This is a genomic window from Synechococcus sp. BO 8801 (assembly GCF_002252675.1).
GTDB lineage: Bacteria > Cyanobacteriota > Cyanobacteriia > PCC-6307 > Cyanobiaceae > Cyanobium.
The window spans coordinates 60,707-79,803 of the sequence record NZ_NQKY01000009.1 but is presented as its reverse complement, the minus strand read 5'-3'; the positions used below and the strand labels follow the sequence as shown (position 1 = coordinate 79,803).

The window sequence follows — 19,097 nt, the reverse complement described above, 5'->3', positions numbered from 1 at the left end:
AGCGGAGCACCACGGCTGCCTACCATCCCCCCCAGGCAGGCGGCTGGTGTCGATGGGGGGAGCGGAGCACGCGAAACAGGCCGAACGGCCGGGAGATCCGCTGGCGGTGCCGCCGCTGGCCGACGCCCTGGCCCGGGGCATGGCTGACCTGTTCCCCGCCGGCAAGGATCCCGACCCGGATCAGCGGCTCGAGGCCCGGCTGGCGGAGGCGGAACGCCAGGGCCGGCCCCTGCGGGTAAAGCTGGGCATCGACCCCACCGGCAGCGACATCCACCTCGGCCACAGCATTTTGTTCCGCAAGCTGCGGGCCTTCCAGAACGCCGGCCACACGGCGGTCCTGATCATCGGCGACTTCACGGCCCGCATCGGCGATCCCACCGGCAAGAGCAGCACCCGCGTGCAGCTGGACGCGGCGGCGGTGGAGGCCAATGCCGCCACCTACCTGGCCCAGCTGGGCCAGGGCCAGCCCCCCGAGCGCTCCCTGCTCGACTTCGAGACCCCCGGCCGGCTGGAGGTGCGGCGCAATTCCGAGTGGCTCGCCGACCTGGCGCTGCCCCAGGTGATCGAGCTGCTGGGCATCAGCACCGTGGGCCAGATGCTGGCCAAGGAGGACTTCGCCAACCGCTACGGCTCGGGCACCCCCATCAGCCTGCACGAGTTCCTCTATCCCCTCCTGCAGGGCTACGACTCGGTGGCCGTCGCCGCCGACCTGGAACTGGGCGGCACCGACCAGAAGTTCAACGTGGCCATGGGGCGCGACATGCAGCGCCACTTCGGCCAGCGGCCCCAGTTCGGGCTGCTGCTGCCGATCCTGCCCGGCCTCGACGGGGTGCAGAAGATGAGCAAGAGCCTGGGCAACACGGTGGGGCTGATGGAGGACCCCCTCTCCATGTATTCCAAGCTCGAGAAGGTGCCGGACGCGGTGGTGGAGGACTACCTCACCCTGCTCACCGATCTGGACACGGCGGCCCTGCCCGCCAACCCCCGGGAGCGGCAGAAGGCCATGGCCCTGGAGGTCACCGCCAGCCGCCATGGGCGCGACGCGGCCCTGCAGGCCCAGGGGGATGCGGCCGGGCTGGTGGGCGCCGGCCTCGCCGGAGCGGGCAAGATATCGGGGGAGATAAGCGCGGACAGCGTGCCCGAGGCCTCCCTTGCCGGGCTGGCCTTCCCGCTGAAGGCCTTCTACCTGCTCAGCGCCCTGCAGGTCTGCGCCAGCAGCAGCGAGGGGCGGCGCCAGATCCAGGGGGGCGGCGTCAAGCTCGACGGCGAAAAGCTCAGCGACCCCAACCAGGAGTTCGCCAGCGCCGAGGAACTGGACGGCAAGGTGCTGCAGCTGGGCAAGAAAACCTTCCGGCGCCTGGTGGCCTGATGGTGGACGCTGCACGCCCCGGCACCGCCATGGAGCCCACCCTTGACCCGGCCGAGCGGATCATCCTCGCCCTCGACCGCCCCGACGCCGAGGCGGCCCTGGCCCTGGCGGCGGCGGTCCCGGAGCTGCGCTGGGTGAAGGTGGGCCTGGAGCTGTTCACCGCCGCCGGACCCGGCGTGGTGCGGGAGCTGCGGCGGCGGGGCCTGCGGGTGTTCCTGGATCTGAAGTTCCACGACATCCCCGCCACCATGGCCGGCGCCTGCCGCAGCGCCGCCCGGCTGGGGGCGGAACTCATCACCGTGCACGCCTGCGCCGGCAGTGAGGCCCTCGCCGCCGCCCAGGCCGCGGCCGAGGAGGGGGCCGCCGAGGAGGGGCTGGGCGCCCCCACCCTGCTGGCGGTGACCGTGCTGACCAGCTGGGACCCCGACCGCTTCCGCCACGAGCTGGCCATCGAACCTCCGCTGGAGGCCTACGCGGGTCAGCTGGCGGCGCTGGCGGCGGCCGCCGGCCTCACCGGAGCGGTCTGCTCCCCCCTGGAGGTGGCCCGGCTGCGGGCCGCCCATCCCCGGCCCTTCGCCCTGGTGACCCCCGGGATCCGTCCCGCCGGCAGTGACGCGGCCGATCAGCGGCGGGTGATGACACCGGCACAGGCCGTGGCGGCCGGCGCCAGCCAGCTGGTGATCGGGCGCCCGATCAGCGGCGCCGCCGACCCGGCGGCGGCCTTCGCGGCCTGCTGCGCCGAACTGGGCTGAATCAGCTCCGGCCGGCAGGGCCCTACGGTGCCAGGGGAGTCGCCTTGCCGTAGAGCCAGCCCTGGCCCCGCAGCCAGCCCTGGGAGGTGAGCAGACGGGCCTCCTCGATGGTTTCCACCCCCTCGGCCACGGTGTCGAGTTCCAGTCCTTCGGCCACCCCCACCAACGCCTGGGACAGCCGCAGGCTCTTGGTGTCCTTCGCCCGCATTGCACAGGTGAAGGACCGGTCCAGCTTCAGCCCGGCGATGGGCAGATCCCGGAGATGGCTGACCGAGGAGTAACCGGTGCCGAAGTCATCCACGTACCAGCGGACCCCACGGCCGGCGAGCTGCTCCATCTGCTGCCGGATCCGGTCGGTGACGCTGAGCAGGGCCGTCTCGGTGACCTCCAGATGCAGCCGATCCGGGCTCACCCGGGCGGCCTCGAGGGCTTCGGCCACCAGCTCGGGGTGATCGGGCTGGGCGAGGGTGGCCGCCGAGACGTTCACCGCCATGGTGAGGCCTTCGGGCAGCCGGGAGAGGGTCGCCAGGGCCTGGCGCAGCACCAGCTGGTCGATCCGGACGATCAGGCCGCGGCGCTCGGCGCAGGGCAGGAACTCGGCGGGAGTGACGTCGATGCCATCGGGGCGCACCCAGCGGGCCAGGGCCTCGTAGCCGGTGACCTCGCCGCTCGCGAAGCAGACGATCGGCATGAACCAGGCGGCGAACTCCTCCATCACCAGTCCGCGCTGGATCTCGGCCGCGAACAGCAGGCGCGTGTGGGCCTCGGTGGCCAGGGCGTCGTCGAGCAGGGCGAAGCAGTTGCGGCCCCGGGCCTTGGCCTGACGCATGGCGAGGCTGGCATCCCGCAGCAGCTCGTCGGGGAGGGCGCCGCCGGCGGTGGTGGCGATGCCGATGCTCACCGTGGGATCGATGGGCTGCCCGCCGATGGTGATCGACGCCCGGCAGGCCGTGAGGATCCTCTCGGCCGTATGGGCGGCCTCGGCCGCGGAGGCCAGATCACTGAGCAGGACGATGAATTCATCGCCGGTGCCGCGGCCCACCCGGTCCGGCTCGCCGATCTCCCGGACGATCCTCCCCGCCAGGAAGGCGATCAGCTGGTCGCCGCCGGCATGGGTGAGGGCATCGTTCACCGGGGTGAGCCCGTCCACGCCGATGCTGAGCACCGCCAGGATCGAGCCGGAGCCCGCCTGGCGATCGAGGGCCTGGCGGATCCGGGCCAGGGCGACGCTGCGGACGGCCAGGCCGGAGACGGCGTCGTGGCGCTGGCTGTGGTCGAGCTCCGAAAGCCGTCGGCGCAGGTCGGCCGGTTCGCTCGCCCCGCTCCATAGGCAGCAGAGCCACCCGCCGGCGGGGAACAGCCGCAGGGTCCGTGGCGCCACCGGGGCATCGCCCGGCCGGCCGGGGGCTGAAACCTCCACGGTCTGGCCAGCCTCGAAGGCCCGGACACCTTGCTCAAACAGGCCGCTGGGGCACTGGGACGGGTGGAGATCCAGCAGCCGGGCCCCCACGATCCGGTCGAGCTGGTGGCCATGGAGACGGCAGGCCGCCCCATTGGCATAGGTGCAGATGAAATCGTGGATGGCGCCGCCGGCGACCCGCTCGGGCCGCAGCAGCAGGAACGGATCCGGCAGGGCGTCGAGGATCGGCTGGAGGCCGGCCGCCGCACCCGCAGCCGCCAAGGAGGCGTCGGGAAGGGGAGAAGTCCGGGGCTCAGCCATCGCCGTCAACCTCTCCAGAAGAGGTTCACAGTTAACGGCAGTATCGCTGATCACCTTTTTGCGTTTTCTCTGCCGGGAAACCGGATGCAGGAAAGGAAACGTGTCGGAAAAGCCCATCGAAACCGTTCACCATCTCCATGGGGCGTGATGCAGATCCGGGGCAGAAGCACTGGGGTGAAGCAGCCCTTCTGCGGCAAATCTGTAGAGATCACAAAAAAAATGCTAGTCGACTTTCCTGGTTCAGCCACCGTGACGGCGCCGCCGTTGGCACCGGGAGAAGCAATGGATCCCCGGCAGATGTTTGCTGCCAGCGGATGGTTGATCCCCGCAGGATCCGGGCCCATCAGGTGTCCGGCCGCCGCGCGGCCGCTTCGGCCCCGGCCGCCTCGGCCCGCTCCAGCTGCCGGGCCGCCCAGCGCCCCAGCCGCCCGGAGCCGGCCAGCTGCTGGCGGAGTCGCTCCATCTCGGCGCGCCGCTGCCGGCGCCGCTGCTCCTCGCTGGGCACCCGGTCGTCGAAGGGCACGTGGGAGCGCATCGCCAGCCAGGCCCCCAGGTGGCGCAGGGGGGTCGGATCGGTGGCGTGGTCGTCGACCCGCAGGGGCGGATCGGGGGGCCTGAGGGCCTGGAGGCGGTAGGAGCGGTCCCCTTCGGAATCGACCAGCTCGACCAGCTCCAGGGCCCGGGCTTCCCCCAGGGTGCGCAGGCGCTGGCCGAAACGGCGCTGCAGCACCAGGACCCGTGGCTCCAGCCGCCACTCCAGGCGCCCGAAGGCCAGCCACAGCTGGCCCCAGCCGCCGGCCAGGGCCAGCAGCGCCAGCGGAATCCCCAGGGCCCAGAAGACCGGCCCGGCGGGGCCGCCCCGCAGCAGCAGGGCCAGCAGCCCCCAGAGCACCAGATTGACCAGGCCCATCACGCGGCGCTGCTGCCGCCGCAGGGCCTGCTCGGGCACCAGCAGCGCACTGCCGAAGGAGGGGGTGAGCTCCTGCCAGCCCGCCGGCAGGACCGGCACCGCGGGAATCTGGGCCTGGCCCGGGCCATCGGCCGGGTCTTCGGCGAGGGGGCGCAGGCCCAGCCGCCGGTTGAGCTGATCGGCCGCCTCCTGCCGCTCCCGCAGGCTGCCGAGCCGGGTGATCTCGAGGCTGCGACCGGACAGCTCGGCCACCAGCGGCCCCCCCCAGGCGCCCGCTCCGCGCACCTGGAACTGACGGATCTCCCGGCAGGGCATGGCCCGCCGGCGGCGGAAGGGTCCGCGATGGGCCTCGCGCACGAGACTGCCATCCGCCCCGAGCACCAGTCGATCCTCCGACCAGAGAGCGCCCAGCACCTGTCGCAGGGCAACGGCGCCGCCGACACTCCAGAGGCTGAGCCACACCAGTAGAAACAGAACCGCCGGCAGGGCCCACTGGCCGGTGGCCAGCCCACTTCCCAGCAATCGCCACAGGACCCAGAGGGCGAAGATCTCCCCCGCCAGCCAGCCACACAGCCAGAACGACAGGAACGCCGCCACGAAAAAGCGGCCGGGACCCTGGGGGCGGAAACGGAAGCTGGTGGTGCCGATCCCGTCACTCACCGTCTCGTCCGCCCCCGGCTGATGGGCCCATGCTGGCGACGCTTCGCCGTTGGGGCATCCTCCCGAAAACGGGAAGCCCCCGGCTCCTTTGCAGGAGTCGGGGGCGATCTGATCAGCGGTGGCGAGGCCTCAGCCGACGAATTCGCGGCTGGGGGCGGAGACGCCGGCGGGGGCGGTGCCCTTCAGGTAGGCCAGCATCGTGTCGGCGTCAGAGCACTCAAAGGGGTCGGTGGGGCAGTTGTCCTCGAGACCGGGCTCCACGAACATCTTCTCGACGGTGCCGTCGTTGACGAGCATCGAGTAGCGCCAGGAGCGGGCACCGAAGCCCAGGTTGTCCTTCTCGACGAGCATGCCCATCTTGCGGCTGAACTCACCGTTGCCGTCGGGCAGCAGGAACACCTTGTCGGCGCCCACCTGCTTGCCCCACTGGAACATCACAAAGGCGTCGTTGACGGACACGCAGACGATGCTGTCCACACCCAGGCCCTTGAACTCCTCGTACAGGGCCTCGTAGCGGGGCAGGTGGTTGGAGGAGCAGGTGGGGGTGAAGGCACCGGGGAGGGAGAAGACCACCACCTTCTTGCCCTTGAAGATGTCGTCGGTGGTCAGGTCCTGCCAGCGGAAGGGGTTGGGGCCGGGCACGGATTCATCGCGCACACGGGTCTTGAAGACGACGCTGGGGACCTTTTCGATGACAGCCATGTGAATGTGTGAAGAACGACTTGACGACGCGCCGCCCGGAGCAGCGATCGCAGAGAGCTTAACTCGCAATCGGTCCGCCTTAGGGGGGAAACCGGCTGAGTGTTTCTGCTCATCGCCGCTGCCGGGCCACCCGCTCGACCGGCCTACAGTCCGCTTCGCCTGCCCCCGGCCCCCGCCCCAGCCATGACCCTCTCGATGTTCGAGGCGGCCGTTCCGCCCATGGCCCGCAGCCTGCGCAACCTGGCGGCGATCCTGGCCAAGGCGGCTGCCCACGCCGAAGCCAAGGGGATCGATCCCGCCGTGCTGCTGCAGGCCCGCCTCTACCCCGACATGTTCCCCCTGGTGCGCCAGGTGCAGATCGCCACCGACATCGCCCGCCGCGGCCTGGCCCGGTTGGCCGGGGTGGAAAGCACATCCATGGAGGACAACGAAGCCGGCTTCGACGACCTCATCGGCCGCATCGAGACGACCCTCACCAGCCTGGAGGCCTTCACCCCCGAGCAGATCGACGGCACCGAAACCAAGGCGATCGAACTGCCGATCCGCGGCGAGACGCTCCGCTTCAGCGGCCAAAGCTTCCTGCTGCTCTTCGTGCTGCCCAACGTCTATTTCCACGTCACCACCGCCTACGACATCCTGCGCCACAACGGCGTGGAGCTTGGCAAGCGGGACTTCCTCGGCGAGCCCTGAGCCCCACCCTCAGCCTGGGCCTTTAAGGGTCGGCAGGGGCCGCCGCAGGGCCGCCGGATCGACGCCCTCCCGCAGGGCCAGCACGATCCCGGCCGCTTCGGCGTAGCTGGCGGCCGGGATCACCGGCAGCCCCAGGGCCTCGCCACCCACCTGCAGGAGACAGGGGTTCCCCTCCACGGCGATCACGGGCACGCCCCGCTCGGCGCAGGCCAGCACCGCCTCCCCCCCCAGGGCCCCCGCCGGCGCCACCACCGCCCCGAGATCGGCGCCGTGCAGCAGGCCGTTGCCGCTGGCCGGTTCGGGGCGCAGCGAGGGGGCCCGGCTGAGGCCCACCAGCACGCAGGGCAGGAAGGTGTGGCCCAGCTCCTCGGCCGCCGCCCGCGGATCCAGAGCGGGGTCGGGCGGCAGCGGCGCCAGGGCGGGGGCATGGGCACAGGGCACCCCCAGGTGGCGCACCAGCAGGTGGCTGATCACCGCCTCCGCCCCGGCCAGGCCATCCACCCCCGTGCCGTGGCGGTAGGCCGCCAGGGCGTCGCTGCCGGGCTCGTCGGGGAAGCGGGCCACCACGGCGATGGCCGTGGCTCCGGCCGCCAGCAGCGCCTCACCGGCCCGCAGCAGGGCGTCGGGGCGGCCGATGGTGCCCCAGCTGCTGCCACTGGGCCCGATCGAGAGGCTCACCTCCAGGGGGCCATCGCTGCTCAGCACCGGACCGATCGTCAGCCCCAGGCTGGCGCGGCAGGCCTCGATCACCTGGCGGTGGCGCAGCAGCAGCTCCGCTTCGATGCCCGCATCCAGCAGCACGCCCACCCGCTGGGAGGGCACCGGAGCGAGGGCCAGCTCGCCGGCGGCGAAGCGGTCGAGGCTCCAGCCCTCCACGTAGTGCAGGCGCCGGTCGCTCCAGTAGAGGGAGGCGGCGTTCATCACGTTGGGGTGGGTGATCAGGCAGCCGCTGGCCGCCGCCAGCAGCCGGGCCGCCGGCAGCCCATCGCCGGCGAAGCCGCCCACGGCGCAGCCCACCCCGGTGGGGATCACCAGCAGGGTGGGCAGGGGCGGGGCCGCCGCGCTCAAGGGCCGGGTGCCGGCACCGGCGCCACCACGATCCCCTCGAGCCGCAGGCCGCGGCGGGGATCCACCGCCGTGATCGCCCAGCGCAGGGGCTCGGCGCCCTCACCGGCCAGGCGGCGGGCCTCCCGGGCCAGCCCCTGCCGCAGCTGGGGCAGCAGCGGACCGGGGGAGGCCTGCAGCCACAGCTCCAGGGGCACCAGGGCGCTCACTTCTGGAACTGACCGAACTGGGCCTCGTAGAGGGCGTCCTCCTGGCCGGCCAGCAGGTCGAGGTCGGCGAGGGGATAGGAGACGCACAGCAGGGCATAGCCCTTGGCCTGCAGCTCGGCCTTGACGCCCATGGCATCGGGCTGGTGCACGGTGCCGCTGCGCAGCAGGGCGGCGCAGGTGGTGCAGACACCCGAGCAGCAGGAGCTGGGCAGGGGCACCCCGGCGGCCTCGGCGGCGCTCAGCACCGTCTGGTCGCTGCGGCAGGGAAAGCTGTAGGCGGTGCCATCCAGGCTGGCGCTGATCTGGAAGACGGGGAGCTCCGACGCAGTGGCTGGGCTCGTCGCTGGGGTGATCTCGGACACGGGGGATGGGGGTCGGGGAGGGGCGGCGTCGGCAGGGCGGCTCAGGCTCCCGGCTCGGTCCCATCTTCCCCGATCGCCAGCCAGCGACCGGGGTGGGGGGCGAGGTACTCGCCCGGATCGGGCGCGTTCGCCGGGGCCGTGAGCACGAAGTCGATGCTGAGCGAGAAGCGGGTGTCCTCCGGGTCCCCGTTGGGCAGCACCGCATGGTCCACCGACGAGGGGAACAGCAGCAGCAGCCCCGCCCGGGGGGCCACGTCGTGCCAGGGGCGGTTGAGGGCGGCATCGGCCCCGATCGGGCCGTCCTGGCCCACCGCCAGCCCCGGCACCAGCTCATTGACTTGCCGGGGAGCGAACAGGCGCAGGCAGCCGCTGCGGCCGCTGCCGTCACCATTGAGGTAATAGATCGCGCTGAGGTGGGCGTTGGGGTGGTGGTGGCGCCCCACCTGCTCGCCGGCCTCGCTGATCACCGGCCAGCTGCGCTGCACCTGCAGGGCCAGGCGCCGGCGATCAAAGCCCAGCGCCGCCAGATACTTCCAGGCATGGCCCGCCAGCCGGCCGATCAGGGGGGCGAACAGGGGGTCGCGGTGCAGTTCACCGGCGCCGCGCACATCGCCGGTCCAGGCCACGCCCTCCTCGCTGGGGTCCCGCTCCCGCAGCTCCAGGGCCCGCTGCAGCAGCAGGGCGGTGTCGAGGGGATCGGGGGCCAGCTGCACCCGGCCCAGGGCCATCGGGAACAGGGACTCGATCGCCAGCGCGGCGGGGGTGGCGGCGGGGGCGGCGGCATCGGCCATGGACGAACCGGGCGGGAACGGGACAATCATTCCCTGGCTTGAGCTCACCCCTCCAGTTCCACCATGTTCACCCTGGATCAGGTCGTCCCCTGGGGCCGCTCCTTCGAGGAGTACGGGGCCATGTTCGCCCTCTCGGCGGACGACCTGACGGGCCGGATCCTGGGCTGCGGGGATGGACCGGCCAGCTTCAATGCCGAAGCCAGCCGCAGGGGCACGGCGGTGATCTCCTGCGATCCGATCTATCGCTTCAGCCGGGAGGAGATCGGCTCCCGCATCGCCGCCACCTACGACCAGGTGATCGAACAGATCCGGCAGAACCACAGCGACTTCGTCTGGGAGGCCATCCCCACGCCCGAGGAACTCGGCCGACGACGCATGCAGGCCATGGGCACCTTCCTGGACGACTATCCGGCCGGTGTGGCCCAGGGGCGCTATGTGGAAGCCGCCCTGCCCTCCCTGCCCTTCGCCGACGCCAGCTTCGAGCTGGCCCTCTGCTCCCATCTGCTGTTTCTGTACAGCCTGCAGCTCGATGCCGCTTTCCATCGGGCCTCGCTGCTGGAGCTGGTCCGCGTGGCGCGGGAGGTGCGGGTGTTTCCGCTGCTCACCCTGGGCGGTGAAGTGTCGCCCCACCTGGAGGAGAGTGCGGCAGCCCTGCGCGCGGAGGGTTTCACGGTGGCGATCGAAGCGGTGCCCTACGAATTTCAGCGCGGCGGCAACGCGATGCTGCGGATTCTTCGCCCGGCGGGCTGAGGCAGACCTCCTGTTGGCCCAGGCCCTTAGGTTGGGCCCAGCCTTCCGCCACACCCATGCTGCGGCGCCTCGCCGATGATCTCTGGGTGGCCGAACAACCGCAGCGCTACTTCGGCCTGAGCATCGGCACCCGGATGACCGTCATCCGCCTGGAGAACAGCAACCGGCTGGTGATCCTTTCGCCGATTCAGCCAACCCCAGAGCTCGAAATCGAACTGGCCGCCATCGGTGTCGTCACCGACATCGTGGCGCCCAACGCCTTCCACCATCTCTATCTCCAGGCCTTCCAGCAGCGCTTTCCCCAGGCCATCAGCTGGGGTCCGTCCTTCCTGAGGCAGAAGTGTCCCCACCTGGAGCTGGACCGTCTGCTCAACGCGCAAGAGCCCTCCCCATGGCCGGGATTGCTGCTGTGCGGCCTCAGCGGGCTCCACACCCTGGGGCCCACCGGCCCATCGCCGCTGCACGAGGTGGCGTTCTGCCACACCCCCAGCCGGACCCTCGTCCTGACGGACAGCGCCTTCCACTTCGATGCCTCCGCCCCCTGGCTCACCCGCTGCCTCACCCGGATCGGCGGTGGTTACGCTCGCCTGGAGCCCACCATTCTCGAGCGCCTGGCCACCACCGACAGAGCTTCGCTGCTCAAGGCCATGAAAGCTCTCCTGCGGTGGGACTTCGACCGGGTGATCGTGGCCCACGGCGCCGTGGTGGAAACGGGCGGCAAGCAAGCCCTCTCCAGGGCCTATTCCTCCTTTCTCGGATCCCCCCTGCCATGAAGGCCGTGCTCGCCGAACGCTACGGGCCGCCGGAGGTGCTGCAGATCCGAGAGATCGCCACACCCACCCCGAAGGCCAAGGAGATCCTGATCCGGATCTATACCACCACGGTCACCTCGGCCGACTGGCGGATTCGGAGCCAGACGGTGCCGACGGGATTCGGCCTGATCATGCGGCTGGTGTTCGGCCTGCGAAAGCCCAGGCAGCCGATCCTCGGATCGGAGCTGGCCGGGGTTGTCGCGGCGATCGGCAGGGATGTCACCCGATTCCAGGTGGGGGAGCGGGTCTTCGCCTTCAGCGACATGGCCATGGGCTGCCATGCCGAGTACCTCTGCCTGCCCGAGGACGGCATGGTGGTGGCCACACCGCCCGGCCTCACGGACGCCACGGCCGCCGCGCTGTGCTTCGGCGGCACGACGGCCCTGGATTTCCTGCGCCGGGCCAGGGTGCGACCCGGCGAGAAGGTGCTGGTGAATGGGGCCTCCGGGGCGGTGGGCAGCGCCGTTATCCAGCTGGCCCGGAACGCCGGGGCCGAGGTCACCGGGGTGTGCAGCTCCGCGAACCTCGAACTGGTGCGCTCCCTGGGGGCGACCCAGGTCGTCGACTACACCCGGGAGGACTTCAGCCGCAACGGCGAAACCTATGACGTGATTGTCGACACGGTCGGCACGGCGCCCTTTTCTCGCTGCCGGCGCTCACTCCGGAAGGGGGGGCGGCTGCTGCTGGTGCTGGCCGGACTGCCCGACATGCTGAAGGGGCTGTGGGTCTCGCTGACATCCGGCCGCAGCGTGATCGCCGGCCCCGCGACCGTGAAACGCGACGATCTGCTCACGCTTGCCGCCCTGGCGGAGGCGGGAGCGTTCCAACCCGTGATCGATCGGATCTATCCGTTCGATCAGATCGCGGAAGCCCACCGCTATGTCGACACAGGACGAAAGAAGGGTAACGTCATCATCTCGGTGCGCGAGCCGAGCTAGTCATTGATGGCAAAGTCCGAGGCTTTCGCCCGCATCAAGGATCAGGTGCTCCGGATCGTCGCGGCGATTCCCGAATCGAAGATCACCACCTACCAATCCATCGGCGAGCATCTGGCGGTGATGCCCAGACACGTGGCCTACATCCTCAGCCAGTTGGACGACAACACGAAGCTGGACGTGCCCTGGTATCGCGTCGTGTCAGCAGACGGAAGCCTGGGCGCGACCAAGCGCGATCCCAACGGCGATACCCAGGCCCAGCTGCTGCAACGGGAAGGGATCGACGTGGTCGGCCATGCGGTCGCTCCCCCGCTGGAGGCCGTTGTTCTCCCGGCCGCCGCGTTGCCCCACGGGATCCCCAGACAGGTGCGTGGTCGCTGACCCAGGTGTAGCGTGAAAACAACAGAAAAGCATCGACCGCCGTTGCAGGTGCTTCGTGCTGATCTGCTCCTCTGGGAGTGACGGCGAGATGGACGCTGGCATAGGGAAGCGATACGGGCCCCGTGGCGGGAGGAAAAAGGGGGTGGCATCCCGCTCCCTCGAGGGTCTGAGGCTGCCCTTGGAGCTGGCCCTCATCGAACGGATGAAGGAGCTCCACTGCCTCCACCAGATCGAGCGCATCATCAGCACCAGCCAGGGCACGATCGACGAGATGCTGGCGGCGATCGTCACGACGATCCCGGCGGCCTGGCTGCATCCCGCCAGCGCCATCGCCCGAATCCGCCACGGCGACCGCCGCTACCAGACGGGTGATCTGGAGCGTTGCCAGTCGGTGCAGTCTTCGGAGATCAGGGTCAACGACCGGGTGTACGGCTCGGTGGACGTGGGCTACACCGACCGTTTCGAGGAGGCCAGCGAAGGGCCCTTCCTGGCGGAAGAGCGCTTGCTGCTGGACACGATCGCCACCCGACTCGGCAGCCTCGTTGCCAGGGAGCTGGCGGAGGCGGGCTGGATCGACACCCTCAGGGAACAGGAGCTGCTCTACCGGCACCTCGTCTCGGTGCTGGGGGCGATGGCGGAGATGCGGGACCCCTACACCGCCGGACACCAGAAGCGAGTGGCCAACCTGGCGGTCGCGATCGGGGAGGAGCTGGGGCTGGCACCGAAGGAGTTGGAGGGCCTGCGGCTGGCGGCGTCCGTGCACGACATCGGCAAGATCATGGTGCCGGCGGAAATTCTCTCCAAGCCCACCAAGCTGACCTGCCTTGAGTACGACCTGATCAAGGAACATGCCGAGGCCGGCTTCCAGATCCTCAAGGACGTGGCCTTCCCCTGGCCGATCGCGCGCATCGTCCATGAGCACCACGAGCGGATGGACGGCAGTGGCTACCCCAACGGCCTGACGGGCGATCAGTTGCTGCCGGAATCCCTGATCGTGGCCGTCGCCGACGTGGTGGAATCCATGTGCGCCCACCGCCCCTACCGGGCCGGCCTGGGCACCGAGGCCGCCCTCCGGGAAATCGAGAAAAACCGCGGCGTGCTCTACGACTCCCTCGTGGTGGACGCCTGTCTGCGGGTCTTCCGCGAGAAGGGTTACCGCTGCGCCTGTTCCAACGCCTGAAGAAGGGCGCCGCCACGCCATGCCGTACCGACCCCTCCGTCTACCGCCGGGCGTGGATCTGCGCGGCGAACTCGAACGGCTCGCTCAGGCGGACCCGGAGTTCTGCGGCTTCATCGTCTCTGGGATCGGCAGCCTGGAGCGTCCCGTGCTGCGCTTCGCCGATCAGGCCCGGGGGGTCGTGCTGGCGGGGCCGCAGGAGGTGATCACGCTGGCGGGCAGCGTGAGCAGGGATGGGGCCCACCTGCACCTGGTGGTGGCCGACGCCGAGGGGCACACCCTGGGGGGGCACCTCTGCCACGGAAGCCGGGTGCGGACGACAATGGAAATCCTGCTGCTCTGCCCGGAAGGCTGGCAGCTGGGCCGGGAGCGGGATGCCGCCACCGGCCACCTGGAGCTGACGATCAGCCCATCGCGGCCGCGCCACCCACCACTTCCAGGATCTCCTGGGTGATGGCCGCCTGGCGGGCCTTGTTGTAGTCGAGGGTGAGGGTCTTGGCGAGCGCCTTGGCGTTGTCGCTGGCGTTGTTCATGGCCGTCATCCGGCTGGCCAGTTCGCTGGCGGCCGCTTCCTGGAGGGAGCGCAGCAGCTGGTTGGCCAGGTAAAGAGGCAGCAGGGCATTGAGCAGCTGCTCCGGGCTCTGCTCGAACACGAAGTCGGGCTGCAGGGCCGGCTCGGCGTTCTCCACCTTGCCGATCTCCACCCCGAGTCGGCCGTCCCGGGTGATGAGACGGAAGATCTCATCGTCGGAGCTGGCGATGCCCTGGGGATCGAGGGGCAGCAGGGTCTGGACCACCGGCTGGGAGCTCACCAGGTTGATGAAGCGGGTGAAGACGATCTCCACGCGGTCGGTGCTGGCGGAGAGGAACTCGGCGAGCACTTCGTTGGCGATGTCGTTCGCCTCCTGGGAGGTGGGCACCTGCTCCAGACCGGTGAAGGTGGCCCGGATCGGGTAGGAGCGGTTGGTGAAGTAGGTGATGGCCTTGCGGCCCATCAGCACCATGTCCACCGTGAAGCCCTGGCCCTTGAGCTCGGCGAAGCGCTGCTCGGCCCGGCGGATCACGTTGGCGTTGTAGCCGCCACAGAGGCCCCGGTCGCCGGTGACCACCAGCAGGGTGATGGTGCCCACCGGCCGGCGCTCGGCCAGCAGCGGTGAATCGGCGCCCTCGAAGCCCATGCGGGATTCGAGGTTCTGGAGCACCCGGGCCAGGCGGTCGGCGAAGGGGCGGGTGCGCAGAACCTGCTCCTGGGCGCGACGCACCTTGGCGGCGGCCACCAGCCTCATGGCTTCGGTGATCTTGCGTGTGTTCTTGACCGAACTGATCCGGTCACGGATTGCCTTGAGATTGGCCATGGGTGGAGATTCCTCAGGCGGCGGCCAGCATCGTGGAGGTGACCTCGCGGATGGCCTCCTTGAGCATGGCTTCGGATTCGTCGCTCAGCACCTTGTCGGTCTGAACCTTGCTGATGTACTCGGGCTTGCTGCTCTTGAGGTACTCACGCAGTTCGCGGGCGAACTGGGGAACCAGCTCCACGGGCACGTCGTCGATCAGACCCTTGACGCCCGCGTACACCACGGCCACCTGCTCGGCCAGGATCAGGGGGCTGAACTGGGGCTGCTTGAGCAGCTCGCGCAGACGCTTGCCCCGGGCCAGCTGGGCCTGGGTGGCGGCATCGAGGTCGGAGGCGAACTGGGAGAAGGCGGCCAGCTCGTCGAACTGGGCCAGCTCCAGCTTCAGGGTGCCGGCGATCTTCTTGATGGCCTTGGTCTGGGCGGCGCCACCCACCCGGCTCACGGAGATGCCCACGTTGATGGCGGGCCGCAGGCCGGAGTTGAACAGGTCGGAGCTGAGGAACACCTGGCCGTCGGTGATCGAGATCACGTTGGTGGGGATGTAGGCCGAGACGTCACCGGCCTGGGTCTCGATGATCGGCAGGGCGGTCATGCTGCCCTTGCCCATGGCGTCGGACAGCTTGGCGGCCCGCTCCAGCAGGCGGCTGTGGCAGTAGAAGACGTCGCCGGGGTAGGCCTCACGGCCGGGGGGACGGCGCAGCAGCAGGGACATCTGGCGGTAGGCCTGGGCCTGCTTGGTGAGGTCGTCGTACACCACCAGGGTGGCCTTGCCCTTGTACATGAAGGACTCGGCGATGGCCGCGCCGGTGTAGGGGGCCAGGTACTGGAGGGCGGCCGCTTCCGAGGCGCTGGCCGCCACCACCACGGTGTAATCAAGGGCGCCGCGCTCACGCAGCACTTCCACCACGTTGGCCACCGAGGCGTTCTTCTGGCCGATGGCCACGTAGACGCAGACGACGTCCTCACCTTTCTGGTTGAGGATGGTGTCGATGCAGATGGCGGTCTTGCCGGTCTGGCGGTCGCCGATGATCAGCTCGCGCTGGCCCCGGCCGATGGGAATCATGGCGTCGATGGCCGTGATGCCGGTCTGCATGGGCTCATGCACCGACTTGCGCTGGATGATGCCAGGCGCCATCGACTCGATCAGGCGGGTCTCGGTGGTGGCGATCTCACCCTTGCCGTCGATCGGCTGACCCAGGGCGTTCACCACCCGGCCCAGCATGGCGTCGCCCACGGGCACCGCCGCGATGCGGCCGGTGGCCTTGACGGTGCTGCCCTCCTGGATGCCCAGGCCCTCGCCCATCAGCACGACGCCGACGTTGTCGTCCTCCAGGTTCAGCGCCAGGCCCTCGGTGCCGTCTTCGAACAGCACCAGCTCGCCGGCCATCACCTGCTCGAGGCCGTAGACCCGGGCGATGCCATCACCGATCTGCAGGACGGTGCCGACGTTGCTGACAGAGACCGACTTGTCGTAGTCGGCGATCTGCTTCTTGAGGATGGCGCTGATCTCGTCGGGGCGGATGGAAACCATGGGTGGGAGTCCCCGGAGGGGAGGCGATGAAGTGGGGAGGAGTGGGGGGGAGGGAAGGAAGCGTCAGCTCACGTTGGCGAGCGTCAGGCCCAGGCGCCGCACCTGGCCGGCGAGGCTGGCGTCGATCACCCTGGAACCGACACTGAGGATGAAGCCGCCGATCAGGGCAGGATCCACCGCGAGGCTGATCTCCACCTTGTCGGTGCCGGCCACGGCCTTGGCCTTCTCGGCGAGCAGCGCCTGCTGGTCCTCGCTCAGGGGACTCGCCGAGGTCACGGTGGCCAGGGCGATCTGGTTCTGCTCGCGGTAGAGATCCAGGAGCCGCTCCAGGACGGCATCGAGGAAACCGATGCGCTGGCGGTCGGCCAGCAGCTTGAGCAGATTCAGGAAGGAGGGGGAGATGTCCTTGCCGAAGAGTTTCTCGAGCGCCGCCTTCTTGCCTTCGACCTCGAGGACCGGGGAGGCCATCGCCTCACGCAGGTCGCTGGAGTCGTGCCAGAGGGCGAGGATCGCCCGGGCCTGATCGATCACCGCCTCGGTGTCGCCGTTGGCGTCGCACACCTGAAGGAAGGCGTCGGCGTAGGGGGTGGTGATGGTGTTGAGCAGAGGCATCAGGCGTTCCCCATCGATTGAATGGACTGATCGATCAGCTGGGCCTGGGTGCTGGCATCGAGGCGACCGGGCAGGCTGACCAGGGCCTTGGCGATGGCCATCTCGGCGGCCTCGCGCTGCAGCAGCCGGCTGACGCGGGAGACCTCCGAATCCAGGTCGGACTGGGAGTCCTGCTTCAGGCGCGCCATCTCCTCGACGGTGCGCTTCTCGCTCTCGAAGCGGATGGCCTCGGCGCGGACCTTGCCGTCGGCGCGGATCTTCTCGGCGCGGGTGCGGGCCTCACCCAGGCTCTTCTGGGCCTCGGCGAGGGAGGCGGTGGCCGCGTTCAGCCGCTCCTCGGCGTCCTTGAGTTCCCCCAGGATCCGCTCGCGGCGGCGCTCCAGGATGCCCCCAAGGAAGCCCCTCAGGAACCACGTCAGGCCGGCGATGACGATCGCCAGGTTGATGATGTTGGTCTCGAAGATGTCGAGGTTGAGGCCGAAGCTGCCGTGGCTCGCGAGGAGCGGCGGGATGGTGGAGGTGATCATGAGGCGGTCAGGAGACGGTCGACGATGAGGTCGGCGAGCTTGTCGGCATCGGCCTCGAGAGCGCTCAGAGCTTCGGCGCGCTGAGCATCGATCTTGCTGCGGGCGCTTTCGCGGCTGGCGATGGCGTCCGCCTGGGCCACCGCCAGGGCCTCACGGTAGAGACGGTCGGAATCCTGCTCGGCCTCCAGAATCACCTTCTGGGCTTCGAGCCTGGCCCCCTTCAGCTGTTCCTTGAGATCAGCCTCGAGGCGCTCGGCCTGGGCGAGCTTCTCCTTCGCCTGGGTCCGGCTGGTGGCGATGTAGCCCTCACGGTCCTCGACGGCCTTGCCGACCGGTCGGAAGAACAGGCTGTTGAGAATGAAGGTGAGGATCACCACCTGCAGCGCCATGAGCGGCAGGGTGGCGTCGAGGTCGAACAGACCTCCCTCGGGCGACCCTGCGGTCGCACCTGCCTCGGCAAGCAGAAGCCAGCTGGTCATGGGGCAATAAGGCGGGCGGTGGTGGAGGCGTGGATGGAGCCGGGGGTGGAGAAGGGCCGCAACGAACGGGCGGCCCTGTCATCCCCGCGATGGCCTCCGATCAGGAGAAGGGGTTGGCGAACAGCAGCACCAGGGCGACCACCAGGCCGTAGATGGTCAGCGATTCCATGAAGGCCAGGGAGAGCAGCAGGGTGCCGCGGATCTTGCCTTCAGCTTCGGGCTGACGGGCGATGCCTTCGACGGCGCCGCCGGAAGCGGTGCCCTGGCCGATGCCAGGACCGATGGAGCCGAGACCGACGGCAAGACCAGCAGCCACGACGGACGCAGCGGAAGTAAGGGAATCCATGGTGGGGTTAGAAATGTGGGGCGCCGGGGAAGCGCGGAAGGAACCTTGTCGAGAACCCTGCGCCGGGGACACCTGGGAAGGCGGGCCCGGATCGAGCCGGACCTGCGCGCAGAGAGTTTGCCAGACCGGGGGGACGGGCCGGCGAGGGGCAGACCTAGTGGTGCTCCTCGTGGACGGCCTCACCGATGTAGTAGGCCGCCAGCGTGGCGAAGATCAGGGCCTGGATGGCGCTGGTGAACAGGCCGAGGAACATCACCGGCAGGGGCACCACCAGGGGCACCAGGAACGCCAGCACCGCCACCACCAGTTCGTCGGCAAGGATGTTGCCGAACAGACGGAAGGAGAGCGAGAGCGGCTTGGTGAAGTCCTCGACGATCTTGAAGGGGAGCATGATCGGCGTGGGTTCCACGTAGTACTCGAAGTACCGGAAACCCTTGCGGCTCAGGCCCGCATAGAAGTAGGCCAGCGACACCAGCAGCGCCAGGGCGATGGTGGTGTTGATGTCGGCGGTGGGGGCGCCCAGTTCACCGCTGGGCAGGTGGACCAGCTTCCAGGGGATCAGGGCCCCGCCCCAGTTGCTCACGAAGATGAACAGGAACAGGGTGCCGATGAAGGGAAGCCAGTCGCGGTAGGCCTTCTCACCGATGTATTCGCGGGCGATGTCGCGCAGGTAATCCCAGAGGAACTCCAGCAGGTTCTGCACGCCCCTGGGATCGCGCTCCAGGCGGCGCGTGCCGACCACGACCACGGCGAGCAGGGCGCCGATCACGACCCAGGAACTCAGGAAGACCTGGCCGTGGATCTTGTAATTGCCGAGCTGCCAGTAGAGGTGCTGGCCGACCTCGAGGGCGGCGAAGGGAAGGGCTAGGGGCAACGGAGCCATCGGGGGTAGGGCCTGGCGGAACGTCTGGGCCGCCGGAGCGGCTGAAGAGGGCCGCCGGAGCGGCTGAAGAGGGCCGCCG

Annotated in this window: 23 protein-coding genes; 9 read left to right on the top strand and 14 right to left on the bottom strand. The window is 69.7% G+C overall.

Annotated elements, in window-relative coordinates; translation table 11 throughout:
- Window positions 1-139: 139 nt before the first annotated feature.
- Window positions 140-1,369 (top strand): tyrosine--tRNA ligase, encoded by a 1,230-nt coding sequence (gene tyrS / locus CJZ86_RS08850; protein WP_094585650.1) that lies wholly within the window; start codon window positions 140-142, stop codon window positions 1,367-1,369.
- Window positions 1,369-2,121, top strand: coding sequence for an orotidine-5'-phosphate decarboxylase (gene pyrF / locus CJZ86_RS08845; RefSeq protein WP_094585582.1), 753 nt, complete (start codon window positions 1,369-1,371; stop codon window positions 2,119-2,121). The genes tyrS and pyrF overlap by 1 nt, the downstream gene beginning before the upstream one ends.
- A gap of 22 nt (window positions 2,122-2,143) precedes the next feature.
- Here pyrF and CJZ86_RS08840 read toward each other — a convergent pair whose 3' ends face one another.
- From CJZ86_RS08840 to CJZ86_RS08830, 3 genes are all read right to left on the bottom strand, one after another.
- Complete coding sequence (locus CJZ86_RS08840) at window positions 2,144-3,802, bottom strand: sensor domain-containing protein (RefSeq protein ID WP_233133927.1); 1,659 nt, start codon at window positions 3,800-3,802, stop codon at window positions 2,144-2,146.
- A gap of 382 nt (window positions 3,803-4,184) precedes the next feature.
- A complete protein-coding gene (locus CJZ86_RS08835) occupies window positions 4,185-5,411 on the bottom strand; it encodes a hypothetical protein (protein WP_094585580.1) in 1,227 nt (408 codons plus the stop codon).
- Window positions 5,412-5,540: 129 nt separating this feature from the next.
- The gene (locus CJZ86_RS08830; protein WP_094585579.1) at window positions 5,541-6,113 is read right to left on the bottom strand and encodes a peroxiredoxin; all 573 of its coding nucleotides are present in this window, start codon (window positions 6,111-6,113) and stop codon (window positions 5,541-5,543) included.
- Between the two features lie 183 nt (window positions 6,114-6,296).
- Here CJZ86_RS08830 and CJZ86_RS08825 point away from each other — a divergent pair, with 183 nt between their 5' ends.
- A complete protein-coding gene (locus CJZ86_RS08825; RefSeq protein ID WP_094585578.1) occupies window positions 6,297-6,803 on the top strand; it encodes a DUF1993 domain-containing protein in 507 nt (168 codons plus the stop codon).
- A gap of 9 nt (window positions 6,804-6,812) precedes the next feature.
- Here the strand turns inward: CJZ86_RS08825 and CJZ86_RS08820 are convergent, their stop codons facing one another.
- From CJZ86_RS08820 to CJZ86_RS08805, 4 genes are all read right to left on the bottom strand, one after another.
- Window positions 6,813-7,871 (bottom strand): DUF3326 domain-containing protein, encoded by a 1,059-nt coding sequence (locus tag CJZ86_RS08820; RefSeq protein ID WP_094585577.1) that lies wholly within the window; start codon window positions 7,869-7,871, stop codon window positions 6,813-6,815.
- Window positions 7,868-8,077: a DUF8621 family protein gene (locus CJZ86_RS08815; RefSeq protein WP_094585576.1), complete on the bottom strand. Its 210-nt coding sequence runs from the start codon at window positions 8,075-8,077 to the stop codon at window positions 7,868-7,870. The genes CJZ86_RS08820 and CJZ86_RS08815 overlap by 4 nt, the downstream gene beginning before the upstream one ends.
- Window positions 8,074-8,379, bottom strand: a complete 306-nt coding sequence (locus CJZ86_RS08810) for a 2Fe-2S iron-sulfur cluster binding domain-containing protein (protein ID WP_094585649.1) — start codon at window positions 8,377-8,379, stop codon at window positions 8,074-8,076. Before CJZ86_RS08810 ends, CJZ86_RS08815 begins: the two co-directional genes overlap by 4 nt.
- A 101-nt stretch (window positions 8,380-8,480) precedes the next feature.
- Complete coding sequence (locus CJZ86_RS08805) at window positions 8,481-9,230, bottom strand: TIGR02466 family protein (RefSeq protein ID WP_198960105.1); 750 nt, start codon at window positions 9,228-9,230, stop codon at window positions 8,481-8,483.
- A 63-nt stretch (window positions 9,231-9,293) separates the two neighbouring features.
- Here CJZ86_RS08805 and CJZ86_RS08800 point away from each other — a divergent pair, with 63 nt between their 5' ends.
- The 6 genes from CJZ86_RS08800 to CJZ86_RS08775 all read left to right on the top strand — a co-directional run bounded on the left by CJZ86_RS08800 (window position 9,294) and on the right by CJZ86_RS08775 (window position 13,739).
- Entirely contained in the window at window positions 9,294-9,980 is a 687-nt protein-coding gene (locus tag CJZ86_RS08800; protein WP_094585575.1) for a malonyl-ACP O-methyltransferase BioC, read from the top strand.
- Window positions 9,981-10,036: 56 nt separating this feature from the next.
- On the top strand, window positions 10,037-10,753 hold the full coding sequence (locus CJZ86_RS08795) for a DUF4336 domain-containing protein (protein WP_094585574.1): 717 nt from the start codon (window positions 10,037-10,039) through the stop codon (window positions 10,751-10,753).
- A complete protein-coding gene (locus CJZ86_RS08790; protein WP_094585573.1) occupies window positions 10,750-11,730 on the top strand; it encodes an NAD(P)-dependent alcohol dehydrogenase in 981 nt (326 codons plus the stop codon). The genes CJZ86_RS08795 and CJZ86_RS08790 overlap by 4 nt, the downstream gene beginning before the upstream one ends.
- 6 nt (window positions 11,731-11,736) lie before the next feature.
- A complete protein-coding gene (locus tag CJZ86_RS08785; protein WP_094585572.1) occupies window positions 11,737-12,108 on the top strand; it encodes an MGMT family protein in 372 nt (123 codons plus the stop codon).
- A gap of 178 nt (window positions 12,109-12,286) precedes the next feature.
- Entirely contained in the window at window positions 12,287-13,288 is a 1,002-nt protein-coding gene (locus tag CJZ86_RS08780; RefSeq protein WP_198960104.1) for an HD-GYP domain-containing protein, read from the top strand.
- Between the two features lie 19 nt (window positions 13,289-13,307).
- A complete protein-coding gene (locus CJZ86_RS08775) occupies window positions 13,308-13,739 on the top strand; it encodes a PPC domain-containing DNA-binding protein (RefSeq protein WP_094585571.1) in 432 nt (143 codons plus the stop codon).
- Here CJZ86_RS08775 and CJZ86_RS08770 read toward each other — a convergent pair.
- The 7 genes from CJZ86_RS08770 to atpB form a co-directional block, all read right to left on the bottom strand.
- Window positions 13,690-14,640 (bottom strand): F0F1 ATP synthase subunit gamma, encoded by a 951-nt coding sequence (locus tag CJZ86_RS08770; RefSeq protein WP_094585570.1) that lies wholly within the window; start codon window positions 14,638-14,640, stop codon window positions 13,690-13,692. The genes CJZ86_RS08775 and CJZ86_RS08770 overlap by 50 nt on opposite strands.
- A gap of 13 nt (window positions 14,641-14,653) precedes the next feature.
- Complete coding sequence (gene atpA / locus CJZ86_RS08765) at window positions 14,654-16,171, bottom strand: F0F1 ATP synthase subunit alpha (RefSeq protein ID WP_094585569.1); 1,518 nt, start codon at window positions 16,169-16,171, stop codon at window positions 14,654-14,656.
- Between the two features lie 63 nt (window positions 16,172-16,234).
- Complete coding sequence (gene atpH, locus CJZ86_RS08760) at window positions 16,235-16,783, bottom strand: ATP synthase F1 subunit delta (RefSeq protein WP_094585568.1); 549 nt, start codon at window positions 16,781-16,783, stop codon at window positions 16,235-16,237.
- Entirely contained in the window at window positions 16,783-17,310 is a 528-nt protein-coding gene (locus tag CJZ86_RS08755) for a F0F1 ATP synthase subunit B (protein WP_094585567.1), read from the bottom strand. Before CJZ86_RS08755 ends, atpH begins: the two co-directional genes overlap by 1 nt.
- Window positions 17,307-17,789 carry a F0F1 ATP synthase subunit B' gene (locus CJZ86_RS08750; protein WP_094585566.1) on the bottom strand — a complete coding sequence of 161 codons (483 nt, stop codon included), beginning with the start codon at window positions 17,787-17,789 and terminating at the stop codon, window positions 17,307-17,309. Before CJZ86_RS08750 ends, CJZ86_RS08755 begins: the two co-directional genes overlap by 4 nt.
- A 100-nt stretch (window positions 17,790-17,889) precedes the next feature.
- Window positions 17,890-18,135, bottom strand: a complete 246-nt coding sequence (gene atpE, locus CJZ86_RS08745; protein ID WP_015110594.1) for an ATP synthase F0 subunit C — start codon at window positions 18,133-18,135, stop codon at window positions 17,890-17,892.
- Window positions 18,136-18,289: 154 nt separating this feature from the next.
- The gene (gene atpB / locus CJZ86_RS08740) at window positions 18,290-19,018 is read right to left on the bottom strand and encodes a F0F1 ATP synthase subunit A (protein ID WP_094585565.1); all 729 of its coding nucleotides are present in this window, start codon (window positions 19,016-19,018) and stop codon (window positions 18,290-18,292) included.
- Window positions 19,019-19,097: the final 79 nt, after the last annotated feature.

Coding starts and splice junctions, on each gene's coding strand:
- tyrS (WP_094585650.1), top strand. CDS start 140: ATGGCTGACCTGTTCCCCGCCGGCAAGGATCCCGACCCGGATCAGCGG.
- pyrF (WP_094585582.1), top strand. CDS start 1,369: ATGGTGGACGCTGCACGCCCCGGCACCGCCATGGAGCCCACCCTTGAC.
- CJZ86_RS08830 (WP_094585579.1), bottom strand. CDS start 6,113: ATGGCTGTCATCGAAAAGGTCCCCAGCGTCGTCTTCAAGACCCGTGTG.
- CJZ86_RS08825 (WP_094585578.1), top strand. CDS start 6,297: ATGACCCTCTCGATGTTCGAGGCGGCCGTTCCGCCCATGGCCCGCAGC.
- CJZ86_RS08805 (WP_198960105.1), bottom strand. CDS start 9,230: ATGGCCGATGCCGCCGCCCCCGCCGCCACCCCCGCCGCGCTGGCGATC.
- CJZ86_RS08800 (WP_094585575.1), top strand. CDS start 9,294: ATGTTCACCCTGGATCAGGTCGTCCCCTGGGGCCGCTCCTTCGAGGAG.
- CJZ86_RS08795 (WP_094585574.1), top strand. CDS start 10,037: ATGCTGCGGCGCCTCGCCGATGATCTCTGGGTGGCCGAACAACCGCAG.
- CJZ86_RS08790 (WP_094585573.1), top strand. CDS start 10,750: ATGAAGGCCGTGCTCGCCGAACGCTACGGGCCGCCGGAGGTGCTGCAG.
- CJZ86_RS08785 (WP_094585572.1), top strand. CDS start 11,737: ATGGCAAAGTCCGAGGCTTTCGCCCGCATCAAGGATCAGGTGCTCCGG.
- CJZ86_RS08775 (WP_094585571.1), top strand. CDS start 13,308: ATGCCGTACCGACCCCTCCGTCTACCGCCGGGCGTGGATCTGCGCGGC.
- CJZ86_RS08770 (WP_094585570.1), bottom strand. CDS start 14,640: ATGGCCAATCTCAAGGCAATCCGTGACCGGATCAGTTCGGTCAAGAAC.
- atpA (WP_094585569.1), bottom strand. CDS start 16,171: ATGGTTTCCATCCGCCCCGACGAGATCAGCGCCATCCTCAAGAAGCAG.
- atpH (WP_094585568.1), bottom strand. CDS start 16,783: ATGCCTCTGCTCAACACCATCACCACCCCCTACGCCGACGCCTTCCTT.
- CJZ86_RS08755 (WP_094585567.1), bottom strand. CDS start 17,310: ATGATCACCTCCACCATCCCGCCGCTCCTCGCGAGCCACGGCAGCTTC.
- CJZ86_RS08750 (WP_094585566.1), bottom strand. CDS start 17,789: ATGACCAGCTGGCTTCTGCTTGCCGAGGCAGGTGCGACCGCAGGGTCG.
- atpE (WP_015110594.1), bottom strand. CDS start 18,135: ATGGATTCCCTTACTTCCGCTGCGTCCGTCGTGGCTGCTGGTCTTGCC.
- atpB (WP_094585565.1), bottom strand. CDS start 19,018: ATGGCTCCGTTGCCCCTAGCCCTTCCCTTCGCCGCCCTCGAGGTCGGC.